This is a genomic window from Mycobacterium sp. ZZG (genome assembly GCF_054786995.1).
The window spans coordinates 1-22,052 of the sequence record NZ_JBTBFV010000059.1 but is presented as its reverse complement, the minus strand read 5'-3'; the positions used below and the strand labels follow the sequence as shown (position 1 = coordinate 22,052).

General features: G+C 67.0%; 23 protein-coding genes. 20 read left to right on the top strand and 3 right to left on the bottom strand.

Going from position 1 to position 22,052, the window contains the following annotated elements; genetic code table 11:
* The first annotated feature begins 4 nt into the window (after positions 1-4).
* Complete coding sequence (gene thrB, locus ACXMYJ_RS23900) at positions 5-949, top strand: homoserine kinase (RefSeq protein WP_260754634.1); 945 nt, start codon at positions 5-7, stop codon at positions 947-949.
* 297 nt (positions 950-1,246) lie between these two features.
* Positions 1,247-3,274, top strand: a complete 2,028-nt coding sequence (rho, locus tag ACXMYJ_RS23895; RefSeq protein ID WP_460359030.1) for a transcription termination factor Rho — start codon at positions 1,247-1,249, stop codon at positions 3,272-3,274.
* Between the two features lie 49 nt (positions 3,275-3,323).
* Here rho and ACXMYJ_RS23890 read toward each other — a convergent pair whose 3' ends face one another.
* Positions 3,324-3,758 (bottom strand): MarR family winged helix-turn-helix transcriptional regulator, encoded by a 435-nt coding sequence (locus ACXMYJ_RS23890; protein ID WP_260754632.1) that lies wholly within the window; start codon positions 3,756-3,758, stop codon positions 3,324-3,326.
* 72 nt (positions 3,759-3,830) lie between these two features.
* On the opposite strand from ACXMYJ_RS23890, the gene ACXMYJ_RS23885 reads away from it, so the two are divergent.
* Complete coding sequence (locus ACXMYJ_RS23885) at positions 3,831-4,427, top strand: maleylpyruvate isomerase family mycothiol-dependent enzyme (RefSeq protein WP_460359029.1); 597 nt, start codon at positions 3,831-3,833, stop codon at positions 4,425-4,427.
* A 1-nt stretch (position 4,428) separates the two neighbouring features.
* Here ACXMYJ_RS23885 and ACXMYJ_RS23880 read toward each other — a convergent pair whose 3' ends face one another.
* A complete protein-coding gene (locus ACXMYJ_RS23880) occupies positions 4,429-5,073 on the bottom strand; it encodes a TetR/AcrR family transcriptional regulator (RefSeq protein WP_260754631.1) in 645 nt (214 codons plus the stop codon).
* Between the two features lie 105 nt (positions 5,074-5,178).
* On the opposite strand from ACXMYJ_RS23880, the gene fadD1 reads away from it, so the two are divergent.
* The 16 genes from fadD1 (at position 5,179) to ACXMYJ_RS23800 (ending at position 19,828) form a co-directional block, all read left to right on the top strand.
* Complete coding sequence (gene fadD1 / locus ACXMYJ_RS23875; protein WP_443187176.1) at positions 5,179-6,759, top strand: fatty-acid--CoA ligase FadD1; 1,581 nt, start codon at positions 5,179-5,181, stop codon at positions 6,757-6,759.
* Positions 6,760-6,922: 163 nt separating this feature from the next.
* Complete coding sequence (gene rpmE, locus ACXMYJ_RS23870) at positions 6,923-7,135, top strand: 50S ribosomal protein L31 (protein ID WP_260754629.1); 213 nt, start codon at positions 6,923-6,925, stop codon at positions 7,133-7,135.
* A 93-nt stretch (positions 7,136-7,228) separates the two neighbouring features.
* Positions 7,229-8,302 (top strand): peptide chain release factor 1, encoded by a 1,074-nt coding sequence (prfA, locus tag ACXMYJ_RS23865; protein ID WP_260754628.1) that lies wholly within the window; start codon positions 7,229-7,231, stop codon positions 8,300-8,302.
* A gap of 23 nt (positions 8,303-8,325) precedes the next feature.
* A complete protein-coding gene (gene prmC, locus ACXMYJ_RS23860) occupies positions 8,326-9,153 on the top strand; it encodes a peptide chain release factor N(5)-glutamine methyltransferase (RefSeq protein WP_460359038.1) in 828 nt (275 codons plus the stop codon).
* 45 nt (positions 9,154-9,198) lie between these two features.
* Positions 9,199-9,864, top strand: a complete 666-nt coding sequence (locus tag ACXMYJ_RS23855) for an L-threonylcarbamoyladenylate synthase (protein WP_260754627.1) — start codon at positions 9,199-9,201, stop codon at positions 9,862-9,864.
* Positions 9,865-9,926: 62 nt separating this feature from the next.
* Positions 9,927-11,093: a glycosyltransferase family 4 protein gene (locus tag ACXMYJ_RS23850; RefSeq protein ID WP_260754626.1), complete on the top strand. Its 1,167-nt coding sequence runs from the start codon at positions 9,927-9,929 to the stop codon at positions 11,091-11,093.
* Positions 11,094-11,363: 270 nt separating this feature from the next.
* Positions 11,364-11,810, top strand: a complete 447-nt coding sequence (locus tag ACXMYJ_RS23845; protein WP_260754625.1) for an ATP synthase subunit I — start codon at positions 11,364-11,366, stop codon at positions 11,808-11,810.
* A 51-nt stretch (positions 11,811-11,861) separates the two neighbouring features.
* Positions 11,862-12,632 (top strand): F0F1 ATP synthase subunit A, encoded by a 771-nt coding sequence (atpB, locus tag ACXMYJ_RS23840; RefSeq protein ID WP_260754624.1) that lies wholly within the window; start codon positions 11,862-11,864, stop codon positions 12,630-12,632.
* Between the two features lie 96 nt (positions 12,633-12,728).
* Positions 12,729-12,983, top strand: coding sequence for a F0F1 ATP synthase subunit C (locus tag ACXMYJ_RS23835; protein ID WP_197420417.1), 255 nt, complete (start codon positions 12,729-12,731; stop codon positions 12,981-12,983).
* Between the two features lie 9 nt (positions 12,984-12,992).
* Entirely contained in the window at positions 12,993-13,493 is a 501-nt protein-coding gene (locus ACXMYJ_RS23830) for a F0F1 ATP synthase subunit B (RefSeq protein ID WP_460359028.1), read from the top strand.
* Positions 13,494-14,831 (top strand): F0F1 ATP synthase subunit B/delta, encoded by a 1,338-nt coding sequence (locus tag ACXMYJ_RS23825; protein ID WP_460359027.1) that lies wholly within the window; start codon positions 13,494-13,496, stop codon positions 14,829-14,831.
* Between the two features lie 50 nt (positions 14,832-14,881).
* Positions 14,882-16,528 (top strand): F0F1 ATP synthase subunit alpha, encoded by a 1,647-nt coding sequence (atpA, locus tag ACXMYJ_RS23820; RefSeq protein ID WP_460359026.1) that lies wholly within the window; start codon positions 14,882-14,884, stop codon positions 16,526-16,528.
* A 24-nt stretch (positions 16,529-16,552) separates the two neighbouring features.
* Positions 16,553-17,482, top strand: a complete 930-nt coding sequence (locus ACXMYJ_RS23815) for a F0F1 ATP synthase subunit gamma (RefSeq protein WP_460359025.1) — start codon at positions 16,553-16,555, stop codon at positions 17,480-17,482.
* Positions 17,483-17,518: 36 nt separating this feature from the next.
* Positions 17,519-18,946 (top strand): F0F1 ATP synthase subunit beta, encoded by a 1,428-nt coding sequence (gene atpD / locus ACXMYJ_RS23810; RefSeq protein WP_260754619.1) that lies wholly within the window; start codon positions 17,519-17,521, stop codon positions 18,944-18,946.
* A 63-nt stretch (positions 18,947-19,009) separates the two neighbouring features.
* Entirely contained in the window at positions 19,010-19,375 is a 366-nt protein-coding gene (locus tag ACXMYJ_RS23805; protein WP_260754618.1) for a F0F1 ATP synthase subunit epsilon, read from the top strand.
* 6 nt (positions 19,376-19,381) lie between these two features.
* Complete coding sequence (locus ACXMYJ_RS23800; RefSeq protein ID WP_260754617.1) at positions 19,382-19,828, top strand: DUF2550 domain-containing protein; 447 nt, start codon at positions 19,382-19,384, stop codon at positions 19,826-19,828.
* A 6-nt stretch (positions 19,829-19,834) separates the two neighbouring features.
* On the opposite strand, the gene ACXMYJ_RS23795 is transcribed toward ACXMYJ_RS23800, so the two are convergent.
* A complete protein-coding gene (locus ACXMYJ_RS23795; protein WP_260754616.1) occupies positions 19,835-20,410 on the bottom strand; it encodes a cob(I)yrinic acid a,c-diamide adenosyltransferase in 576 nt (191 codons plus the stop codon).
* Positions 20,411-20,491: 81 nt separating this feature from the next.
* On the opposite strand from ACXMYJ_RS23795, the gene murA reads away from it, so the two are divergent.
* A complete protein-coding gene (gene murA / locus ACXMYJ_RS23790; RefSeq protein ID WP_260754615.1) occupies positions 20,492-21,745 on the top strand; it encodes a UDP-N-acetylglucosamine 1-carboxyvinyltransferase in 1,254 nt (417 codons plus the stop codon).
* The last annotated feature ends 307 nt before the right edge of the window (positions 21,746-22,052 follow it).

Genomic DNA, 22,052 nt, shown 5'->3' with positions numbered 1-22,052 from the left:
GACCGTGACCCGCACCCTGCCGCCCGGTCTGGCGGCCACCGCCGTGGTGGCCGCCTCCAGCGCCAATCTCGGACCCGGCTTCGACAGCATGGGGCTGGCGCTCAGCCTCTACGACGAAATCGTCATCGAGACAACAGAATCAGGTCTTGTCGTCGAGGTCGAGGGGGAAGGCGCGGGCCAGGTTCCGCTGGACGCATCGCATCTGGTGGTGCGTGCCATTGAGCGTGGCCTGCGTGAGACCGGAATGGCCGCACCCGGTTTGATCGTGCGGTGCCGCAACGACATTCCGCACTCTCGCGGACTGGGCTCCTCGGCCGCGGCAGTCGTCGGCGGACTGGCGGCTGCCAACGGCCTTGCCGTGCAATCCGATTCCGATCCGATGTCGCCGGAGCGGTTGGTGCAGGTGTCCTCGGAGTTCGAAGGGCACCCGGACAACGCCGCCGCCGCGGTGCTCGGTGGCGCGGTGGTGTCCTGGACCGAAGCCGGGGACGGAGAGCCGCGGTACGCCGCTGCGCCGATCCGGCTGCACCCCGACATCACGGTGTTCGCGGCCATTCCGCAGGTGCGCTCGTCCACGGCGGAGACGCGGGTGCTGCTGCCTGAGCAGGTCTCCCACACAGACGCCCGGTTCAACCTCAGCCGCGTCGCGCTGCTGGTCGTCGCGCTCACCGAACGGCCCGATCTGTTGATGGCGGCCACCGAGGATGTGCTCCACCAGCCGCAGCGTGCCCCCGCGATGCCGGCGTCGGCGGAATACCTCGCCGTCCTGCGGCGTTGTGGGGTGGCAGCAGTGCTGTCCGGGGCAGGCCCCACAGTGTTGGCACTCAGCACCGATCCCGAATTGCCCGCACAGGCTCTCCAGTACGGTGCGGACAACGGGTTCACGGTGAAGAAGATGTCCGTCGGAGCGGGAGTGACATGGACCTCCGGCGTGGCGGCGCGCAGCTAGATCGACGCGCTTATCGGGAGTAACAGAAGCAACATGCGAATCATGATGTTTCTTGCGTCCATGCCGGATGCGGGTTATTGTCGGTTTCGTCCAGAAATCGCAGCGTCTTCACCTGCGCCGACACTAGGACGACTCTTCTTTCAGGTGTTCAATTTTGTGGACTGACGGCTCGCTGTATCGCGGCGAGACCTGGCGATCACCGTTGCGGTGGCAATGGTGTGACCTCGGCGTTCAGCGGATCAGCTGAGCGCACTGAACCCTCGCGTGACCTGATCAGCGAGGGAAGAAAGGAAATCCGTGACTGATACGGACCTCATCACGGCTGGCGGCTCCGACAGCGGCGAGCTGCCTGGCACCGTGAGCGCAGACATTTCGTCACCCGCCGATGCAGGAGCGCCCGCTGCGGCGCCCGCCGCGGGTGATGCGCAGGCGGCCGCACCGGCCCGGCGCGGCGCTCTGACCAGCATGGTGCTGCCCGAACTGCGCGCTCTCGCCAAGGAGATCGGCGTCGAAGGCGCCTCCGGCATGCGCAAGAGCGAACTGATCGCGGCCATTCGTGAACGCCGCGGCGAAGCCAAGGACAAGCCGCAGGCCAAGAACGGCACCGCCGAGCAGCCGCCCGCCGCCGACACTGCCGTGCCGATTCAGCCCGCCGAACAGCCGGCGGACGAAGGCGCCTCCCAGGAGAACGCCGACGGGCAGCCCCAGACCCGCCGCCGCGAGCGTCGCGGGTCCTCGCGTGAGCAGGGCGGCCCCCGGGCCGGCGGGCAAACCGGCGAACAGGCCGATGACGACGCAGCCGAGCAGAACAAGCAGGACCGGACCGACGCCGGTCAGCCGGAGTCCGGTCAGGCCGAGGGCCGTAAGAAAGCCCAACAGGACCAGCAGGGTGGCCGCGAAGGCCGCGACGGCAGGGACAACCAGAACGCCGGTCAGGGCAGGGGCCAGGGCGGCGGTCAGACCGCGAAGTCCGATTCGGAGGCGGACACCCGCGCCGACGGCGGCGACCAGCAGGGCGGTCAGAATCGTGGCCGCTCGACCGACACCAGCGACGACGACGGCGACGGCCGTCAGGGGCGGCGTGGTCGCCGGTTCCGCGACCGCCGGCGGCGCGAGCGCGGTGGCGACGGGGGTGGCGGCGGTGACCGCGAGACCGAACTGCGCGAAGACGACGTCGTGCAGCCCGTCGCCGGCATCCTCGACGTGCTCGATAACTACGCGTTCGTCCGCACCTCGGGATATCTGGCCGGGCCGAACGATGTGTACGTCTCGATGAACATGGTCCGCAAGAACGGCCTGCGCCGCGGCGACGCCGTGACCGGTGCCGTTCGCGTCCCCCGTGACAACGACGGCGGCGACAAGAATCCGCGGCAGAAATTCAACCCGCTGGTTCGCCTCGACACCGTCAACGGCAAGCCCGTGGAGGAGGCCAAGAAGCGGCCCGAGTTCACCAAGCTCACCCCGCTGTACCCGAACCAGCGGCTGCGCCTGGAGACCAGCTCCGACAAGCTGACCACCCGCGTGATCGACCTGATCATGCCGATCGGCAAGGGCCAGCGCGCCCTGATCGTGTCTCCGCCGAAGGCCGGTAAGACCACGATCATGCAGGACATCGCCAACGCGATCACCCGCAACAACCCCGAATGCCACCTCATGGTCGTGCTCGTCGACGAGCGTCCCGAGGAGGTGACCGACATGCAGCGTTCGGTCAAGGGCGAGGTCATCGCGTCCACCTTCGACCGGCCGCCCTCAGATCACACGCAGGCCGCCGAGCTGGCGATCGAGCGGGCCAAGCGCCTGGTCGAACAGGGCAAGGACGTCGTGGTGCTGCTGGACTCGATCACCCGGCTGGGCCGCGCGTACAACAACGCGTCGCCGGCGTCGGGCCGCATCCTGTCCGGTGGTGTGGACTCCACCGCCCTGTATCCGCCGAAGCGGTTCCTCGGCGCGGCGCGCAACATCGAAGAGGGCGGCTCGCTGACGATCATCGCCACGGCCATGGTCGAGACCGGCTCGACCGGTGACACGGTGATTTTCGAAGAGTTCAAGGGCACCGGTAACGCCGAGCTCAAGCTTGACCGCAAGATCGCCGAGCGCCGGGTGTTCCCGGCGGTGGACGTCAACCCGTCGGGCACCCGCAAGGACGAGCTGCTGCTCTCGCCCGATGAGTTCGCCATCGTGCACAAGCTCCGCCGCGTGCTGTCCGGGCTCGATCCGCATCAGGCCATCGATCTGCTGATGAGCCAGCTGCGTAAGACCAAGAACAACTACGAGTTCCTGGTCCAGGTGTCGAAGAACACCCCCGGCGGCGCCGACAACGACTAAGTGGTGCGGTGTGGTCGCCCGTGCCGAGCACGGCCGGCCACACCGGGCCTCACAGGTAGGGGTCGGTGATCTCGCGCAGCGATAGAAGCGCTGTGCGCATCGCATCGAAAGCCTTGTCGCCCAGGTGCTTCCGCCATTCTTGCTCGATGCGTGCCACCTCCGCTCCGGCCCGCCGGCACAGCTCGGCCCCCTTGTCGGTCAGTGTCACCACACGCGCCCGGGCGTCCGAGGGATCCGGCAGGCGCGTGACGTACCCTGCACGCTCGAGTTGGTCGATCAGCGCACCCGCGGTCTGCTTGGTCACCCGGGCCTGTTCAGCCAGGTCGGTCAGCCGCATCCCGGCCGGGTCCAGCCGCTGCAGCAGCCGTGACTGCGCAACCGTCACGTCGTCCACCCCCGACCGGGCCAGCGCGGCCATCACCCGACTCTGAACCTCGCGGTGGGCGATGTACATCAGCACCGCGGTGCCGGGCTGGGAATCCATGCGTTGACTTTAGTGCGAGATACTGACTAAATTCGTCAGTGAAACTGACTAAAAACCACCTCGGGGGTGACCGTGGACAGCAACGCCGTCTGGCATCACATCGACACGGAGCGGTCCGAGCTCGCCGACCTCCTCGACGAGATCGACGCCGGCGACCCGGCGCTCTGGGACTCGCCGTCGCTGTGCGCCGGCTGGACCGTCCGCAACGTCGCCGCCCATCTCACGCATTCGACGATCAGCACCCCGCGCATGCTCGTGGAGGCCGCGCGCAGTGGCTTCCGCTTCAACGCCGTGGTGAACCGGATGGCGGTCACCGACGCCAGGGCGCCCGCCGAGATCGCGGCGAATCTGCGTGCCGTCGTCGGCAGCCGGCGCCACCCGCCTGGAACCACCGCGCTCGAACCGTTGATCGACGTGCTGGTCCACACCCAGGACATCTGCATTCCGCTCGGCGTCGACCGGCCCATGCCCGTCGATGCCGCGGCCGCGGCCGCCGAACGTGTCTGGGCGACGGGCTTTCCGTTCCACGCCCGCCGCCGGCTGGCCGGAACCCGCCTGGTCGCCACCGATGCCGACTTCGTCGCCGGCGACGGCCGCGAGGTTGCGGCGCCGATCAGTGCCCTACTCCTGCTGATGACCGGACGTCAGACCGCCCAGCAACTCGGCTAGCTCAGCTCCCGGCTGGATCGCTGCGCAGGGCCGCAACCAGGTAGCGGCGGGCATGCCGCAGCACCGATTCGCGATTGTCGACGTCGCACTTCTCGCCCGGGACCGTGGCCAGGCTCATCATGATCCGGGCAATCCACTCGGCGGCCTCGGCGCGATCGGTGCCCGGGTGGATCTCACCGCGCTCGACAGCGGCCTGCACGTAGGGCTCCCAGAACGCCGCGATCTCGGGGATGAGTCCCCGCACGCCCAGTCCGACGCATGCGGTGAAAGCCTCCGGCTCCTCCTGGCGCAGCTTGAGCACCAGCGCTCCGGGCGCCTCGGATTCCCTGCGCGCCAGTTCCACCCCCGCCGCGATCTGCTCGTCGAGTCCGGTCAGCGTGTCGAGGCGGGTGCGGGACTCGGTCCAGAACGCGTCGTTGAGGCGGACGATCGCGGCGCCGAGAAGTTCGTTCTTGTCGGGGAAGTGGCGGTAGAGCCATCCGCGGCTGACGCCGGCCACCTCGGCGACCTCGGAAACGGTGGTCGCGCGAATCCCCTTGGCAATCAGGCACTGTTCGGCCGCATCGATCAACCGGTCCCGGACCGGCCTGATCTCGGGCTTAGCCCCCGAATTCGGCACTGGATTCGCTACGGCGGCGGCGTTCATCAACATATCTTCGCAAATGAACGGGGCGGGACGGCTGAGGTACGCTTCGTCCGGCCGGAACAGTAGACAGTTTTCTTGATCTGTTCATTTGGAGGTGGACCGGGTTTGGCCGAGACAGTGCAGCAGCTGCTGCGGGAACGCGCGGACAGCGACGCCGTCGCGGTCACCTACGAGGGACGCACCTGGACCTGGCGGGAGCACCTCGACGAGGCCGCTGCCCAAGCGGCGGCCCTGATCGGCGCGGCAGACCCCGATCGGCCCCTGCATGTCGGGGTGCTGCTCGGCAACACTCCGGACATGCTCACCGCGATGGCCGCGGCCGGGCTGGGCGGCTACGTGCTGTGCGGGATCAACAACACGCGCCGCGGCGAAGCGCTCGCCCGCGACATCCACCGGGCCGACTGCCAGTTCTTGATCACCGACGGCGATCACCGGAACCTGCTCGACGGCCTCGACCTCACCGGGGTGCGGGTGCTCGAGGTCGGCACCCCGGCATGGAAGGAGCTCACCGTCGCGGCCGGACCTCTGACGCCGCACCGAGAGGTCGCCGCGACCGACACATTCATGCTGATCTTCACCTCGGGCACCAGCGGGGACCCCAAGGCCGTGAAGATGATGCAGGCGATGGTGGTGCTGGCCGGCGCGGCGCTGGTGGGCCGCTACCAGCTCACCTCCGACGACGTCTGCTACCTGTCGATGCCGCTGTTCCACAGCAACGCGGTGCTGGCCGGCTGGGCCGTCGCGGTCAACTCCGGCGCCGCGATGGCTCCCGCGCACTTCAGCGCGTCGCGCTTCGTCGACGACATCCGCCGCTACGGCGCCACTTACATGAACTACGTCGGCAAACCGCTGGCCTACATCCTGGCCGCTCCCGAGCGGCCCGACGACATCGACAACCCGCTCCGGGTGGCGTTCGGTAACGAGGCCACCGACCGCGACATCGCCGAGTTCTCCCGCCGTTTCGGGTGCGACGTGTGGGACGGCTTCGGATCCACCGAGAACGCGGTCACCGTGACCCGCGAGGAAGGCTGTCCGCCCGGCTCCATCGGCAAGGGCTTTCCCGGCGTCGCCATCTACAACTCCGCAACCCTCACCGAGTGCGCAGTCGCCGAGTTCGACGAGCACGGCGCGCTGCGCAACGCCGACGACGCGATCGGGGAGCTGGTCAACACCCAGGGCGCCGGGATGTTCGCCGGCTACTACAACGATCAGGACGCCACCGACGACCGGATGCGGCACGGCATGTTCTGGTCCGGCGATCTTGCCTACCGGGACGCCGACGGCTGGATCTACCTCGCCGGCCGCACCGCGGACTGGATGCGGGTGGACGGCGAGAACATGACCGCGGCCCCGATCGAGCGCATCCTGATCCGGCAACCGGCCATCAGCATGGTGGCGGTGTACCCGGTGCCCGACGAGTTCGTCGGCGACCAGGTGATGGCCGCGATCGTGCTGCAGGACGAGGCGAGGCTCACCCCCGACGAGTTCGCCCGGTTCCTGGCCGCCCAGCCCGACCTGTCACCGAAGGCGTGGCCCCGGCACGTGTGGATCGCCGACGAGCTGCCGAGCACGGCCACCAACAAGATCCTCAAACGCGAGCTCATCGCGATGGGGGTGCGGCCCGCGGGCCGGACACTGTGGCGGCGCGACGGCTCCGGCTACCGCAGGGTCGCCGACCAGGAATAGTCGACGCCGACCGCGCGTTTAGGCTGCTGGCGGTTGACCTGGCATAATCAGTGCCAGTCTGCCGGCTTCCGGCCGGGTGGACCGCCGACACCTCGGTTCCGGTTCACGCCGCAGCCTCCCAGAACGGGGAGGGCGACCCGGGGCCACGATCGAAGAGGAAACCATGAAATCGGGCATTCATCCTGACTACGTCGAGACCACCGTGCTGTGTGGTTGTGGGGCGACCTTCAACACCCGCAGCACCAAGCAGAGCGGCCAGATCACCGTCGAGGTCTGCTCGCAGTGCCACCCGTTCTACACCGGTAAGCAGAAGATCCTCGACAGCGGCGGTCGCGTCGCCCGCTTCGAGAAGCGCTACGGCAAGCGCACCAAGTAGCTGCCGCAACGGCGCCCGCTCTGCTGCATATGCGCAGGCCGGGCGCCGTTTCGCGCATCAAGGAGAGTCCAGACCGACCGCTGAGGAGGCGAGATGACCGAGACCGCGCCGGCGATCGAGGCGATCCTCGCCGAGCACGCCGAACTGGAGGCCCGCCTGGCCGAGCCCGAGTTGCACGCCGACCCGGGCGCCGCCCGCAAGGTGGGACGACGGTTCGCGCAGGTGTCGCCGATCGTGGCCACCTACCGCAAGCTCGACGCGGCCCGCGGTGACCTGGAGGCGGCCCGCGAACTCGCCGCCGACGACGCGTCTTTCGCCGCCGAGGTCGACGAACTCACCACCAAGGTGGCCGAGCTCGACAACCAGCTGACGGACCTGCTGGCGCCGCGCGACCCGCACGACGCCGACGACATCGTGCTGGAGGTCAAATCCGGCGAGGGCGGCGAGGAGTCTGCGCTGTTCGCCGCGGACCTGGCCCGGATGTACATCAGATACGCCGAGCGGCACGGTTGGACGGTCACGATGCTGGGGGAGACCACCTCCGATCTGGGCGGCTACAAGGACGCCACGTTGTCGATCGCGAGCAAGGGTGATTCCGCCGACGGTGTGTGGTCGCGGCTCAAGTTCGAAGGCGGCGTGCACCGGGTGCAACGGGTGCCCGTCACCGAGTCGCAGGGCAGGGTCCATACCTCGGCCGCCGGTGTCCTGGTCTATCCCGAGCCCGAGGAAGTCGAACAGGTCCAGATCGACGAGTCGGATCTGCGCATCGACGTGTACCGCAGCTCGGGCAAGGGCGGACAGGGCGTCAACACCACGGACTCGGCGGTGCGCATCACGCACCTTCCCACCGGCATCGTGGTGACGTGCCAGAACGAGCGGTCGCAGCTGCAGAACAAGGCGCGCGCGATGCAGGTGCTCGCGGCCCGTCTGCAGGCGCTGGCCGAGGAGCAGGCGCAGGCCGACGCTTCGGCCGACCGCGCCAGCCAGATCCGCACGGTGGACCGCAGCGAGCGCATCCGCACCTACAACTTCCCCGAGAACCGGATCGCCGACCACCGGATCAACTACAAAGCGCACAACCTCGACCAGGTTCTCGACGGCGACCTCGACCCGTTGTTTGATGCCCTCGCCGCCGCCGACAAGCAAGCCCGGTTGCAGAACACGTGAACGTAGCCGACTGGCCGGTGACGATGCGTCAGTTGATCGACGACGCCGCCGACGTGCTGGCCGCAGCCGGGGTCGGGTCGCCGCGGGTCGACGCCGAGCTGCTGGCAGCCCACGTGGCAGGCATCGACCGGGGTCGCCTCAGATTCACAGAGCCCGACGACGCGTTCGCCGCGCGGTTCCGTGAACTGGTGGCCAGGCGCGCTGATCGCATACCGCTGCAACACCTCACCGGCGTCGCCGCGTTCGGATCCGTCACCGTGCAGGTCGGGCCCGGCGTGTTCATACCGCGCCCCGAAACCGAGGCTCTTCTGGAATGGGCGCTGGCGCAGCGGCTTCCGGCGCGGTCGCGGATCATCGATCTGTGCACCGGCTCCGGTGCGCTGGCACTGGCGCTGTCGGTGAACTTCCCAAAGGCCGAGGTGATCGCCGTCGACGACTCCGATTCCGCGCTGCAGTACGCGCACCGTAATGCCTCCGGCACGGCCGTTTCGGTGATCCGGGCCGACGTCACCGCCGAGGACACGCTGAGCGAGCTCGACGGCACGGTCGACCTGCTGGTCGCCAACCCGCCCTACATTCCCGTCGGTGTCGAGCTCGAACCTGAAGTGGCGCAACATGATCCAAACCATGCGTTGTTCGGCGGCGCGGACGGGATGTCCGTGATCGACCGCATCGTCGACGTGGCGGCACGACTGTTGCGGCCGGGCGGGCGATGCGGCATCGAACACGACGACACCACTTCCGGACTGACCGTCGCGGCGTTGTCCGCAACCGGGGCATTCACCGACGTCACGGCGCGACACGACCTCACCGGCCGGCCGCGTTTCGTGACCGCGGAACGGGCCGGGTGAGAGGCTGATCAACGTGAACCAGCGAGAAGCGGAGGCGGATCGCGTATGAGCGACGTGATCTTCGACTGCACCGATCCCGCGCAGCGAGAGGCCGGTATCGCGTCGGCGATCAGTGCGCTCAAGGGCGGTCGACTGGTCGTGATGCCCACCGACACCGTGTACGGCATAGGTGCCGACGCGTTCGACAGCGACGCGGTCGCGGCGCTGCTGGCGGCCAAAGGCCGTGGACGCAACATGCCCGTGCCCGTGCTCGTCGGCTCGTGGCACACCATCCAGGGCCTGGTCTATTCGGTTCCCAACAGCGCCAAGGAGCTGATCCGGGCGTTCTGGCCGGGTGCGTTGAGCCTGGTGGTGCACCAGGCCCCGTCGCTGCAGTGGGACCTCGGTGACGCGAACGGCACCGTGATGCTGCGGATGCCGCTTCATCCCGTCGCGATCGAACTGCTGCGCGCCGTCGGACCGATGGCCGTGTCCAGCGCCAACATCTCGGGCCATCCCCCCGCGGTCACCGCCGTGCAGGCCCGCGAGCAACTCGGCGATCGCGTCGAGGTCTACCTCGACGGAGGCCCTGCCGAACAGCAGGCGGCGTCGACGATCGTCGATCTCACCGGACCGCACCCGCGGGTGCTGCGGGAAGGCCCGGTGTCAGTGGACGCGATCGCCGGTGTGCTCGGCGTCGATGCAGCGACCCTGACCACCCCGCCGGATTGATCTGGAGTTCTGTGCAACTGGGTTCGGCGTCCGAGACGGTCGCGCTGGCAGGGGAGAGCCTCATGGCGCTCTCCGACCGCGGCGCGGGGGTGCCGCTGCGCGAACTCGCGCTGGTCGGTCTGACCGCCGCGATCATCACCTATCTGGCCACCGGCCTGGTACGGGTGCTCGCTACCCGCTGGGGTGCGGTGGCCTACCCCCGGGAACGCGACGTGCACCTGCAGCCCGTCCCGAGGATGGGCGGCTTGGCGATGTACGTCGGCGTCGTCGCGGCCGTGCTGCTGGCGTCGCAGCTACCGGCGCTCACCCGTGGCTTCGTGTACTCGTCGGGGATGCCTGCGGTCGTGGTCGCGGGCGGGCTGATCATGGTGGTCGGACTCATCGACGACCGCTGGGGCCTCGACGCGCTGACGAAGTTCGCCGGCCAGATCACCGCCGCCAGCGTGATGGTGACCATGGGTGTGGCCTGGAGCGTGCTCTACATCCCGATCGGCGGGGTCGGCACCATCGTGCTCGACCAGGTGGCGTCCATCCTGCTGACGCTCGCGTTCACCGTTGCCCTCGTCAACGCGATGAACTTCGTCGACGGCCTCGACGGGTTGGCGGCCGGTCTCGGCCTGATCACCGCATCCGCGATCTGCATGTTCTCGGTCGGCCTGCTTCGCGACCACGGCGGCGATGTGCTGTTCTACCCGCCCGCGGTGATCTCCGTCGTGCTCGCCGGCGCCTGCCTGGGATTCCTGCCGCACAACTTCCACAAGGCGCGGATCTTCATGGGTGACTCCGGATCCATGCTGATCGGCTTGATGCTGGCGGCCGCGTCCACCACGGCCGCGGGCCCGATCTCGCAGACCGCCTACGGCGCGCGGGACGTCTTCGCGCTGCTCTCTCCGTTCCTACTGGTGGTGGCCGTGGTGTTCGTGCCCGCCCTGGACATGCTGCTGGCCATCATCCGGCGCACCCGCAAGGGGTTGAGCCCGTTCAGTCCCGACAAGATGCACCTGCACCATCGGCTGCTGGAGATCGGTCACTCGCACCGCCGGGTGGTGCTGCTCATCTACCTGTGGGTCGGTATCGCCGCGCTGGGCGCCGCCAGCACGATCTTCTTCGATCCGCGGCACACCGGAGCGGTGATGGCGGGTGCGGTCGTGGTCGCGATCGTCGTGACGCTGATCCCGTTGCTGGGCCGCCGAAACGGTGCGCCGGACGAGGTGTACGACAAAAAGTAGTAGGCCCTCTTTTGTGGCCCTCACCATGTGTTAGGGTTCAATAAGAACCCGAAAAAAGACCTCGCGGGTTGCCGGCCTCCGGGCGGTTCGATGGCATCGATCAGAGCATCGGCCGGGCTGGCGCAATGACCACATTTGGACCGAAACAGGGAGCAACCCCTTGGGTGATTCCAGCGCGCCCGACGCCCTCCGTTACGCTACGGGCGCCACGCACAGGACGCTCGGGAAGTTCCCATCGATGCTTGATGACCGCCGGATTGAGGTGAAGCAGTGACGACGCCAGCGCAAGATGCGCCGTTGGTGTTTCCGTCCGTTGCTTTCCGACCCGTGCGTCTGCTCATCGTGTGCGTCGCGCTGACCGCGGTTGCACTTCTGGCCTCAGGGTTCACCGGCAATATCCTCTTCGGCGCGTTCTTCGGCCTCGGCCTCGGCCTGGGGCTGGTCAACGCCCTGCTCGTGCGCCGGGCCGTGGAGTCCATCACCGCCGAGGAACACCCCTTGAAGAAGAAGATGGCGGTGAACTCGGCGACACGTCTACTCGTCATCACCGCCGTCGCGCTGACCGTCGCGTTCCTGTTCCGGGAACACGGCGGCATCGCCGTGCTCTTCGGCCTCGCGATCTTCCAGGCGCTGCTCGTGATGAGCACGAGCATCCCCGTCCTGAAAAAGATCCGCAGCGACGGGCTGAACGTGCTCGACACGGATTCGAAGGATTGATCTGACCTACATGAACAAGCTGGTCCAGTTGAACGGGAAAAGACGGGAAGCATGACCGAATCCATCCTCGCCGCGGAGGAAGGTGGCGCCGCCATTCACGTCGGGCACCACGTCCTGGTGTTCGAACTCTTCGGTATGACCTTCAACGGCGACACGATCCTGGCCACCGCCGTTTCGGCGCTGATTGTCATCGCGCTGGCGTTCTACCTCAAGTCAAAGGTCACCGCCACGGGTGTGCCGAGCGGCGTGCAATTGTTCTGGGAGGCCCTGACCGTCCAGATGCGTCAGCAGATCGAGAGCGCGATCGGGATGAAGGTGGCGCCGTTCGTGTTGCCGCTGGCGGTCACGATCTTCGTGTTCATCCTCGTCTCGAACTGGCTCGCCGTGCTGCCACTGCAGTACGGCGGCGCCGACGGCGCGGCGGCCGAGCTGTACAAGGCGCCGGCCTCGGACATCAACTTCGTGCTCGCGCTGGCGCTGTTCGTGTTCATCTGCTACCACGCCGCAGGTATCTGGCGCCGCGGCGTGATCGGACACCCGGTCAAGGTCGTCAAGGGCCACGTCGCGTTCCTTGCGCCGATCAACATCGTCGAGGAGCTCGCCAAGCCGATCTCGCTGGCCCTCCGACTTTTCGGCAACATCTTCGCGGGCGGCATCCTCGTGGCCCTCATCGCGATGTTCCCCTGGTACATCCAGTGGTTGCCGAACGCCGTCTGGAAGACCTTCGACTTGTTCGTCGGCCTGATCCAGGCATTCATCTTCTCGCTGTTGACGATCCTGTACTTCAGCCAGTCGATGGAGCTGGAACACGAAGACCACTGAGAGCACTGAGCTTCACTACCGCTAAGTCCCTACGAGCAACGATCACGAACTCTGGCGGCACCGCCCCCAGTTACCAAGGAGGATAAGAGAATGGAAATCGACCCCAACGCCATCATCACGGCTGGTGCGCTGATCGGCGGCGGTCTGATCATGGGCGGCGGCGCGATCGGTGCCGGTATCGGTGACGGTATCGCCGGTAACGCCCTGATCGCCGGTATCGCTCGCCAGCCTGAGGCTCAGGGCCGGCTGTTCACGCCGTTCTTCATCACGGTTGGTCTGGTCGAGGCGGCCTACTTCATCAACCTGGCCTTCATGGCGCTGTTCGTCTTCGCCACTCCGGGCCTGCAGTAATCCACCGGCATGGGTGAGCTCACCACATCTCTCGTCGCCGCCGAAGAGGGCGGAGGGACCAGTAACTTCCTGATCCCCAACGGCACGTTCTTCGCCGTCCTGCTCATCTTCCTGATCACGCTCGGCGTGATCTCGAAATGGGTTGTGCCGCCGATCAGCAAGGTCTTGGCCGAGCGTGAGGCGATGCTGGCCAAGACCGCTGCCGACAACCGCAAGTCGGCCGAACAGGTCGCGGCGGCGCAGGCGGACTACGACAAGACAATGGCCGACGCCCGCAGCGAGGCTTCGTCGATCCGCGATGAGGCCCGTGTCTCGGGCCGCCAGGTGGTCGACGAGAAGCGGGCAGCGGCCAGTGGCGAGGTCGCCGAGACGGTGCAGTCCGCGGACGAGCAGTTGTCGCAACAGGGTTCGGCCGCCCGGTCGGATTTGCAGTCCTCCGTCGACGGCCTGTCCGCGACGCTGGCCAGTCGGATCCTGGGCGTCGACGTGAATTCAGGTGGGAGTCGTTAGATGTCGATCTTCATCGGACAGCTGATCGGCTTTGCCGTCATCGTGTTCATCATCGTCAAGTGGGTCGTGCCGCCCGTGAAGGGGCTGATGCAACGGCAGCAGGAGGCTGTGCGGGCCGCCCTGGCCGAGAGTGCTGAAGCGAGCAAGAAGCTCGCCGACGCCGACGCGATGCACGCCAAGGCGGTCGAGGACGCGAAGGCGGCAGGGGCCAAGGTCACCGAAGAAGCGCGGCAGGATTCCGAGCGGATCGCCGCTCAGCTTGCCGAGCAGGCCGACGCTGAAGCCGAGCGGATCAAAGCCCAAGGCGCCCAGCAGGTTCAGCTGATGCGCCAGCAGCTCATCCGGCAGCTGCGCACCGGACTCGGTGCGGAGTCCGTCGAGAAGGCCACCGAGATCGTCCGCAACTATGTGTCCGATCCGGCCGCGCAGTCCTCGACGGTCGACCGCTTCCTCGACGATCTGGATGCGATGGCTCCGTCATCGACGGTGCTCGAGGCGGGTGCGTCGCTCAATCTGCGCGCCGCCAGCCGCGAGGCGCTCGCCGAAGTGGTCAAGAAGTTCGAGTCGCTGTCGGAGAATGCCGACTCCGGCGCTCTGACCGCGTTGGCCGACAACCTGGCCGCGGTGGCCAAGGTGCTCCTCGACGAGCCCACACTCACCAAGTACCTCGCCGAACCGGCCGACGATGCCACCGCCAAGGAGCAGCTCGTCGAGCGGTTGTTCGGCGGCAAGGTCGACGATGCCACGCTGGATCTGCTCAAGACCGCCGTCGCGCAACGCTGGTCCAGCGAAGCGAACCTGGTCGACGCGATCGAGCATGTCGCCCGGCTGGCGCTGCTGGTCCGCGCAGAGCGTGACGGTCAGAGCGAAGAGGTTGAGGACCAGCTGTTCCGGTTCGGCCGGGTGCTCGACTCGCAGCCGCAGCTGAGCAGGCTGTTGGCCGACACCACGGTGCCTGCCGACAAGCGTGTCAACCTGCTGAACAAGGTCCTCGACAGCAGCGACGGTGTCAACGACACCACCAGGGCGCTATTGACGCAGACCGTCGACCTGATTCGCGGTGAATCCGCCGACGACGCGGTCAACGACCTCGCCGAGCTCGCGGTGTCCCGGCGTGGCGAGGCCGTCGCCCAGGTCACCGCAGCGGCCGACCTCACCGACGCGCAGCGCAACCGGTTGACCGAGGTGCTGAGCCGGATCTACGGACGCCCGATGTCGGTTCAGCTCGACATCGACCCCGAGGTTCTCGGCGGGCTCCTGATCACGGTCGGTGACGAGGTCATCGACGGTTCCATCTCCTCGCGGTTGGCCGCGGCCCGCACCGGGCTGCCGGACTGACCGCCCCAGAACTCGAGCAGTAACAAACACGAAGGCAGGAACGAAAAGCCATGGCAGAGTTGACAATCTCGGCTTCTGACATCGAAGGGGCGATCGAGGACTACGTCTCCTCCTTCACCGCAGAGTCCGACCGTGAAGAGATCGGCACCGTTATCGACGCCGGCGACGGTATCGCCCACGTCGAGGGTCTGCCCTCGGTGATGACGCAGGAGCTGCTGGAGTTCCCCGGTGGCGTCCTGGGCGTCGCGCTGAACTTGGACGAGCACAGCGTGGGCGCGGTGATCCTGGGTGACTTCGAGAAGATCGAAGAAGGCCAGCAGGTCAAGCGCACCGGCGAGGTGTTGTCGGTGCCGGTCGGTGACGCGTTCCTCGGCCGCGTGGTGAACCCGCTGGGGCAGCCGATCGACGGTCAGGGCGACATCGAGTCCGACACCCGGCGCGCACTGGAACTGCAGGCTCCGTCGGTGGTTCAGCGCCAGGGCGTGTCCGAGCCGCTGCAGACCGGTATCAAGGCCATCGACGCGATGACCCCGATCGGGCGCGGCCAGCGCCAGCTGATCATCGGCGACCGCAAGACCGGCAAGACCGCCGTCTGTGTCGACACCATCCTCAACCAGCGTGAGGCGTGGGAGACCGGCGATCCCAAGCAGCAGGTGCGCTGCGTCTACGTCGCCGTCGGCCAGAAGGGCACCACGATCGCGTCGGTGAAGCGCGCCCTCGAAGAGGGCGGCGCGATGGAGTACACCACCATCGTCGCGGCCCCCGCTTCCGACGCCGCCGGCTTCAAATGGCTTGCGCCCTACACGGGTTCGGCCATCGGCCAGCACTGGATGTACGACGGCAAGCACGTCCTGATCGTCTTCGACGACCTGTCCAAGCAGGCCGACGCCTACCGCGCAATCTCGCTGCTTCTGCGTCGTCCGCCGGGCCGCGAGGCGTTCCCCGGTGACGTGTTCTACCTGCACTCCCGGCTGCTGGAGCGTTGCGCGAAGCTGTCCGACGAGCTCGGCGGCGGGTCGATGACGGGTCTGCCGATCATCGAGACCAAGGCCAACGACATCTCGGCGTTCATCCCGACCAACGTCATCTCGATCACCGACGGCCAGTGCTTCCTGGAGTCCGACCTGTTCAACCAGGGCGTGCGTCCGGCCATCAACGTCGGTGTGTCGGTGTCCCGTGTCGGCGGCGCCGCGCAGATCAAGGCCATGAAGGAGGTGGCGGGCTCGCTGCGTCTGGAGCTGTCGCAGTACCGCGAGCTGGAGGCGTTCGCCGCGTTCGCCTCGGATCTGGATGCCGCCTCCAAGGCGCAGCTGGATCGTGGCGCTCGCCTGGTCGAGCTGCTCAAGCAGCCCCAGTACACCCCGTACCCGGTCGAGGACCAGGTCGTCGCGATCTACCTCGGCACCGGCGGTCACCTGGATTCGGTTCCTGTCGAAGACGTGGCGCGTTTCGAGGCCGAACTGCTCGAGCATTTGAAGGCCTCGCACAGCGACATCCTGCAGAGCATCCGCGAGACCAAGAAGCTCTCCGAGGAGGTCGAGGAGAAGCTGGTGAACGTCATCAACGAGTTCAAGAAGGGCTTCTCGGCTTCCGACGGCAGCTCCGTGGTGGTCAACGAGGCCGAGGCCGAGGCGATGGACGAGGCAGACGTCGAGAAGGAATCCGTCAAGGTCCGCAAGCCGGCCCCCAAGAAGTAGGACCGGGAAGGTCTGGAGAGCTAGATGGCTGCAACACTGCGCGAGCTCCGTGGGCGCATCCGTTCCGCCGGGTCGATCAAGAAGATCACCAAGGCCCAGGAACTGATCGCCACGTCGCGAATCGCCAAGGCGCAGGCCCGAGTCGAGGCGGCTCGGCCCTACAGTACCGAGATCACCAACATGCTCACCGAGCTCGCGAGCGCCAGCGCGCTGGATCATCCGCTGCTCGTCGCCCGGGAGAACCCGCGGCGGGCCGCGGTGCTGGTGGTGTCCTCGGACCGCGGGCTGTGCGGCGCGTACAACGCGAACGTGCTCCGGCAGGCCGAGGAGCTGTTCTCGCTGCTGCGCGAAGAGGGCAAGGAACCGGTCCTGTACGCCGTCGGGCGCAAGGCGTTGGGCTACTTCAGCTTCCGTCAGCGCCAGGTGGTCGAGTCCTGGACCGGGTTCTCGGAGCGTCCGACGTACGAGAACGCCCGCGAGATCGCCGACACCCTGGTGACGGCCTTCATGTCGGGCGCCGACGATGAGGGTGACGACGCGGGTGCCGACGGCATTCTGGGTGTCGACGAACTGCACATCGTCTTCACCGAGTTCAAGTCGATGCTGTCGCAGTCGGCAGCCGCGCGCCGCATCGCCCCGATGGTCGTCGAGTACGTCGGCGACGAGGAGCCCGAGGAAGGCCCGCACACGCTGTTCTCGTTCGAGCCGGATCCCGAGACCCTGTTCGACGCACTGTTGCCGCGCTACGTCGCCACCCGCGTGTACGCCGCGTTGCTCGAAGCAGCGGCCTCGGAGTCGGCTTCGCGCCGGCGCGCCATGAAGTCGGCCACCGACAACGCCGACGATCTGATCAAGGCGTTGACCTTGGCGGCCAACCGCGAGCGCCAGGCGCAGATCACCCAGGAAATCAGCGAGATCGTCGGCGGCGCCAACGCACTGGCCGACGCCAAATAGTCTGAGAAGCAAGCCCCTTTAGGAAGCGAAGAGAAAATGACAGCTACCGCCGAAAAGACTGCCGGCCGCGTCGTTCGGATCACCGGCCCCGTGGTCGACGTGGAGTTCCCGCGTGGCTCCGTACCCGAACTGTTCAACGCGCTGCACGCCGAGATCTCCTACAAGGAGTTGTCCAAGACGCTGACGCTGGAGGTCGCGCAGCACCTCGGCGACAACCTGGTCCGCACCATCTCCATGCAGCCCACCGACGGCCTGGTCCGTGGTGTGGAGGTCACCGACACCGGTTCCTCGATCTCGGTGCCCGTCGGCGACGGCGTCAAGGGTCACGTCTTCAACGCCCTCGGTGACTGCCTCGACGAGCCCGGCTACGGCAAGGACTTCGAGCACTGGTCGATCCACCGCAAACCCCCGGCCTTCGCGGAGCTCGAGCCCCGCACCGAGATGCTGGAAACCGGCCTGAAGGTCGTCGACCTGCTCACCCCGTACGTGCGCGGCGGCAAGATCGCCCTGTTCGGCGGTGCGGGCGTGGGGAAGACGGTGCTCATTCAGGAGATGATCAACCGCATCGCCCGCAACTTCGGTGGTACCTCGGTGTTCGCCGGTGTGGGGGAGCGCACCCGTGAGGGCAACGACCTGTGGGTCGAGCTCGAGGACGCCAACGTGCTCAAGGACACCGCGCTGGTGTTCGGCCAGATGGACGAGCCGCCGGGCACCCGTATGCGCGTCGCGCTCTCGGCGCTGACGATGGCGGAGTTCTTCCGCGACGAGCAGGGCCAGGACGTGCTGTTGTTCATCGACAACATCTTCCGGTTCACGCAGGCCGGCTCCGAGGTGTCCACCCTGCTCGGCCGTATGCCGTCCGCGGTGGGTTACCAGCCGACCCTGGCCGACGAGATGGGCGAGCTGCAGGAGCGCATCACCTCGACCCGTGGCCGGTCCATCACTTCGATGCAGGCCGTGTACGTGCCCGCCGACGACTACACCGACCCGGCGCCGGCCACCACCTTCGCCCATCTCGACGCGACCACCGAGCTCTCCCGGTCGGTGTTCTCGAAGGGCATCTTCCCCGCGGTGGATCCGCTGGCGTCGTCGTCGACGATCCTCGACCCGGCCGTCGTCGGTGACGAGCACTACCGCGTGGCCCAGGAAGTCATCCGAATCCTGCAGCGCTACAAGGACCTTCAGGACATCATTGCGATTCTCGGTATCGACGAGCTGTCCGAAGAGGACAAGCAGCTGGTGAACCGGGCGCGCCGTATCGAGCGGTTCCTGAGCCAGAACATGATGGCCGCCGAGCAGTTCACCGGCCAGCCGGGCTCCACGGTGCCGTTGAAGGAGACCATCGAGGCCTTCGACAAGCTCACCAAGGGCGATTTCGACCACCTGCCGGAGCAGGCGTTCTTCCTCATCGGCGGTCTCGACGATCTGGCGAAGAAGGCCGAGAGCCTCGGCGCCAAGCTGTGAGTGTGGCGGGCACCGGCGCGTTGAGCGTCTGCGCGAAGAGCATTCAGCGGAAGGTGGTGCGGCATGGCTGACCTGCACGTCGAGATCGTCGCCGTGGAGCGCGAGCTGTGGTCGGGGGACGCGACGTTCGTGTTCACCCGCACCACCGCCGGTGAGATCGGCATCCTGCCCCGCCACATCCCGCTGGTGGCGCAGCTGGTCGACGACGCCATGGTGCGGGTCGAGCGCGAAGGTGAGGACGATCTGCGCATCGCCGTCGACGGCGGATTCCTGTCGGTCACCGAGGAAGCGGTTCGGATCCTCGTCGAGAACGCGGCGTTCGAGTCGGAGATCAACGCCGACGAGGCCAAGCAGGACGCGGAGTCCGACGACGAGCGGACCGCGGCATGGGGTCGCGCGCGCCTGCGCGCCCTGGGCCAACTGGACTGACTGCCGATGAGCGCGTCCATGCTGTTCATGGTCGCGCTCGTCGGTGTCCTTCTGCTCGTCGTCATCACGCTGTCCTACCGGCTGTGGAAGCTGCGGCAGGTTGGCGGTACCGCCGCGATCCTGCGGGATTTTCCCGCGGTCGGTGGCCACGGTTGGCGGCACGGAGTGATGAGATATCGGGGTGGAGAAGCCGGGTTCTATCGGCTGTCAAGCCTGCGGTGGTGGCCCGACCGCACTCTGAGCCGGCGCGGGCTCGAGATCGTCGCCCGGCGTTCACCACGGGGCGACGAATTCGACATCATGACCGACGAGATCATCGTCCTGGAGCTGCGCGACACGAGCCCTGAGCGTGGTCGCGGCTACGAGATCGCCTTGGATCGAGGCGCTCTGACGGCATTCACATCCTGGCTGGAGTCCCGCCCGTCTCCCCGGGCGCGCCGGAGATCCTACTGAGTCCTCCTACTGACGCTGCCCGCCCGGCTGCCACAGCACGTCCCCGTCGGGGTTGGCCACTCGCGACAGGATGAACAGCAGATCCGAGAGCCGATTCAGATACTTGGCGGGCAGCACGCTGACCGCGTCGCCGTGGGTCTCGACGGCGTGCCAGGCGGACCGCTCTGCCCGGCGGGTCACGGTGCGGGCCACGTGCAGCAGCGCCGACAGCGCGGTGCCGCCGGGCAGGATGAACGAGTTCAGCGCCGGCAGGCCCTCGTTGAATTCGTCGCACCAGGCCTCCAGACGGTCGATATAGCTCTGCTGGATGCGCAGCGGCGGATATTCGGGGTCGGCCACCACCGGCGTCGACAGATCGGCGCCTGCATCGAACAGGTCGTTCTGGATCTGGCGCAGAACCTCGAGAATCCGCTCGTCAGGGTGGCCGAGCGCGACCGCAACCCCGATTGCGGCGTTGGCTTCGTCACAGTCGGCGTAGGCCGACAACCGTGCATCGTTCTTGGAAACCCGGCTGAAATCGCTGAGCCCGGTGGTGCCATCGTCGCCGGTCCGCGTATAGATCCGCGTCAGGTGCACTGCCATGCCAAAACGGTACCGGGCCGTGCCCTTCGGCCGCGGCTCGGCAGCCTGACATGGCCCAGCACGCTGTTTACACTGACCGGCGTGAGCGAGCGTTTCGTGGTGACCGGCGGTTGCCGGTTATCGGGCGAAGTGGCCGTCGGGGGCGCCAAGAACAGTGTGTTGAAGTTGATGGCCGCGGCGCTGCTCGCAGAGGGCACCAGCACGATCACCAACTGTCCCGACATCCTCGACGTCCCGTTGATGGCCGAGGTGCTGCGCGGACTCGGCGCAACCGTGGAACTCGATGGAGACGTCGTCCGGATAACCTCGCCCGACGAGCTCAAGTACGACGCCGACTTCGCCGCGGTCCGCCAATTCCGCGCGTCGGTGTGTGTGCTGGGACCACTGGTCGGCAGGTGCAAGAAGGCGAAGGTGGCGCTTCCCGGCGGTGATGCCATCGGGTCGCGGCCCCTGGATATGCACCAGGCGGGTCTGCGTCAGCTCGGTGCCAGGTGCAACATCGAGCACGGTTGCGTGGTGGCCGAGGCCGATTCTCTGCACGGCGCAGAGATCCAGTTGGAGTTCCCGTCGGTCGGTGCGACCGAGAACATCCTCATGGCCGCCGTCCTGGCCGAGGGGGTCACGACGATCCACAACGCCGCGCGCGAACCGGACGTCGTCGACCTGTGCACGATGCTCAACCAGATGGGCGCCCAAGTCAGCGGTGCGGGATCGTCGACACTGACGATCACCGGCGTCGACCGGCTCTACCCGACCGAACACCGGGTGATCGGCGACCGGATCGTCGCGGCCACCTGGGGGATAGCCGCGGCGATGACGCGCGGGGATATCTCGGTGACGGGCGTCGACCCGGCGCACCTGCAGCTGGTGCTGCACAAGTTGCACGACGCCGGCGCCACGGTGACCCAGACCGACGACGGTTTCCGGGTCGTTCAATACGAGCGTCCGAAGGCGGTCAACGTCGCGACGCTGCCGTTCCCCGGCTTCCCGACCGACCTGCAGCCGATGGCGATCGGCCTGGCGGCGGTCGCGGACGGCACATCGATGATCACCGAGAACGTGTTCGAGGCCCGCTTCCGCTTTGTCGAAGAGATGATCCGGCTCGGAGCCGACGCCCGCACCGACGGTCACCATGCCGTGGTGCGGGGGATTCCCCAGCTTTCCAGTGCGCCTGTGTGGTCTTCCGACATCCGCGCGGGCGCTGGGCTGGTGCTCGCAGGCCTGGTCGCCGACGGCGACACCGAAGTTCACGACGTGTTCCACATCGATCGCGGCTACCCGAAGTTCGTGGAAAATCTGCTCAGCCTCGGCGCCGAGATCGAGCGGGTAAGCTAGATCTTGTGCGGCTGTAAAACGGCTGCGCCCCTCTGACCAGCGGATTTGACTTCGAAAGAAGGCAAGTTCTAATCTAATCGAGTCGCCGCGGAAACGCGGAGAACAGAGTCTTGACTAGCTGGACGAGATAGTTTAAGCTGGCAGGGTTGCCCTGAAAAGGGTCGGTCACAAGACTCGGGTGTGTTGTTTGAGAACTCAATAGTGTGTTTGGTGGTTTTTGTTTGTTGTTTTTTGGCCTGCCTCTTTTTCCCGTTTAGGGGTGGGTTGTTTTTGGATGCCAGTTTTTGGTGTCTTGTTTGATGATCGG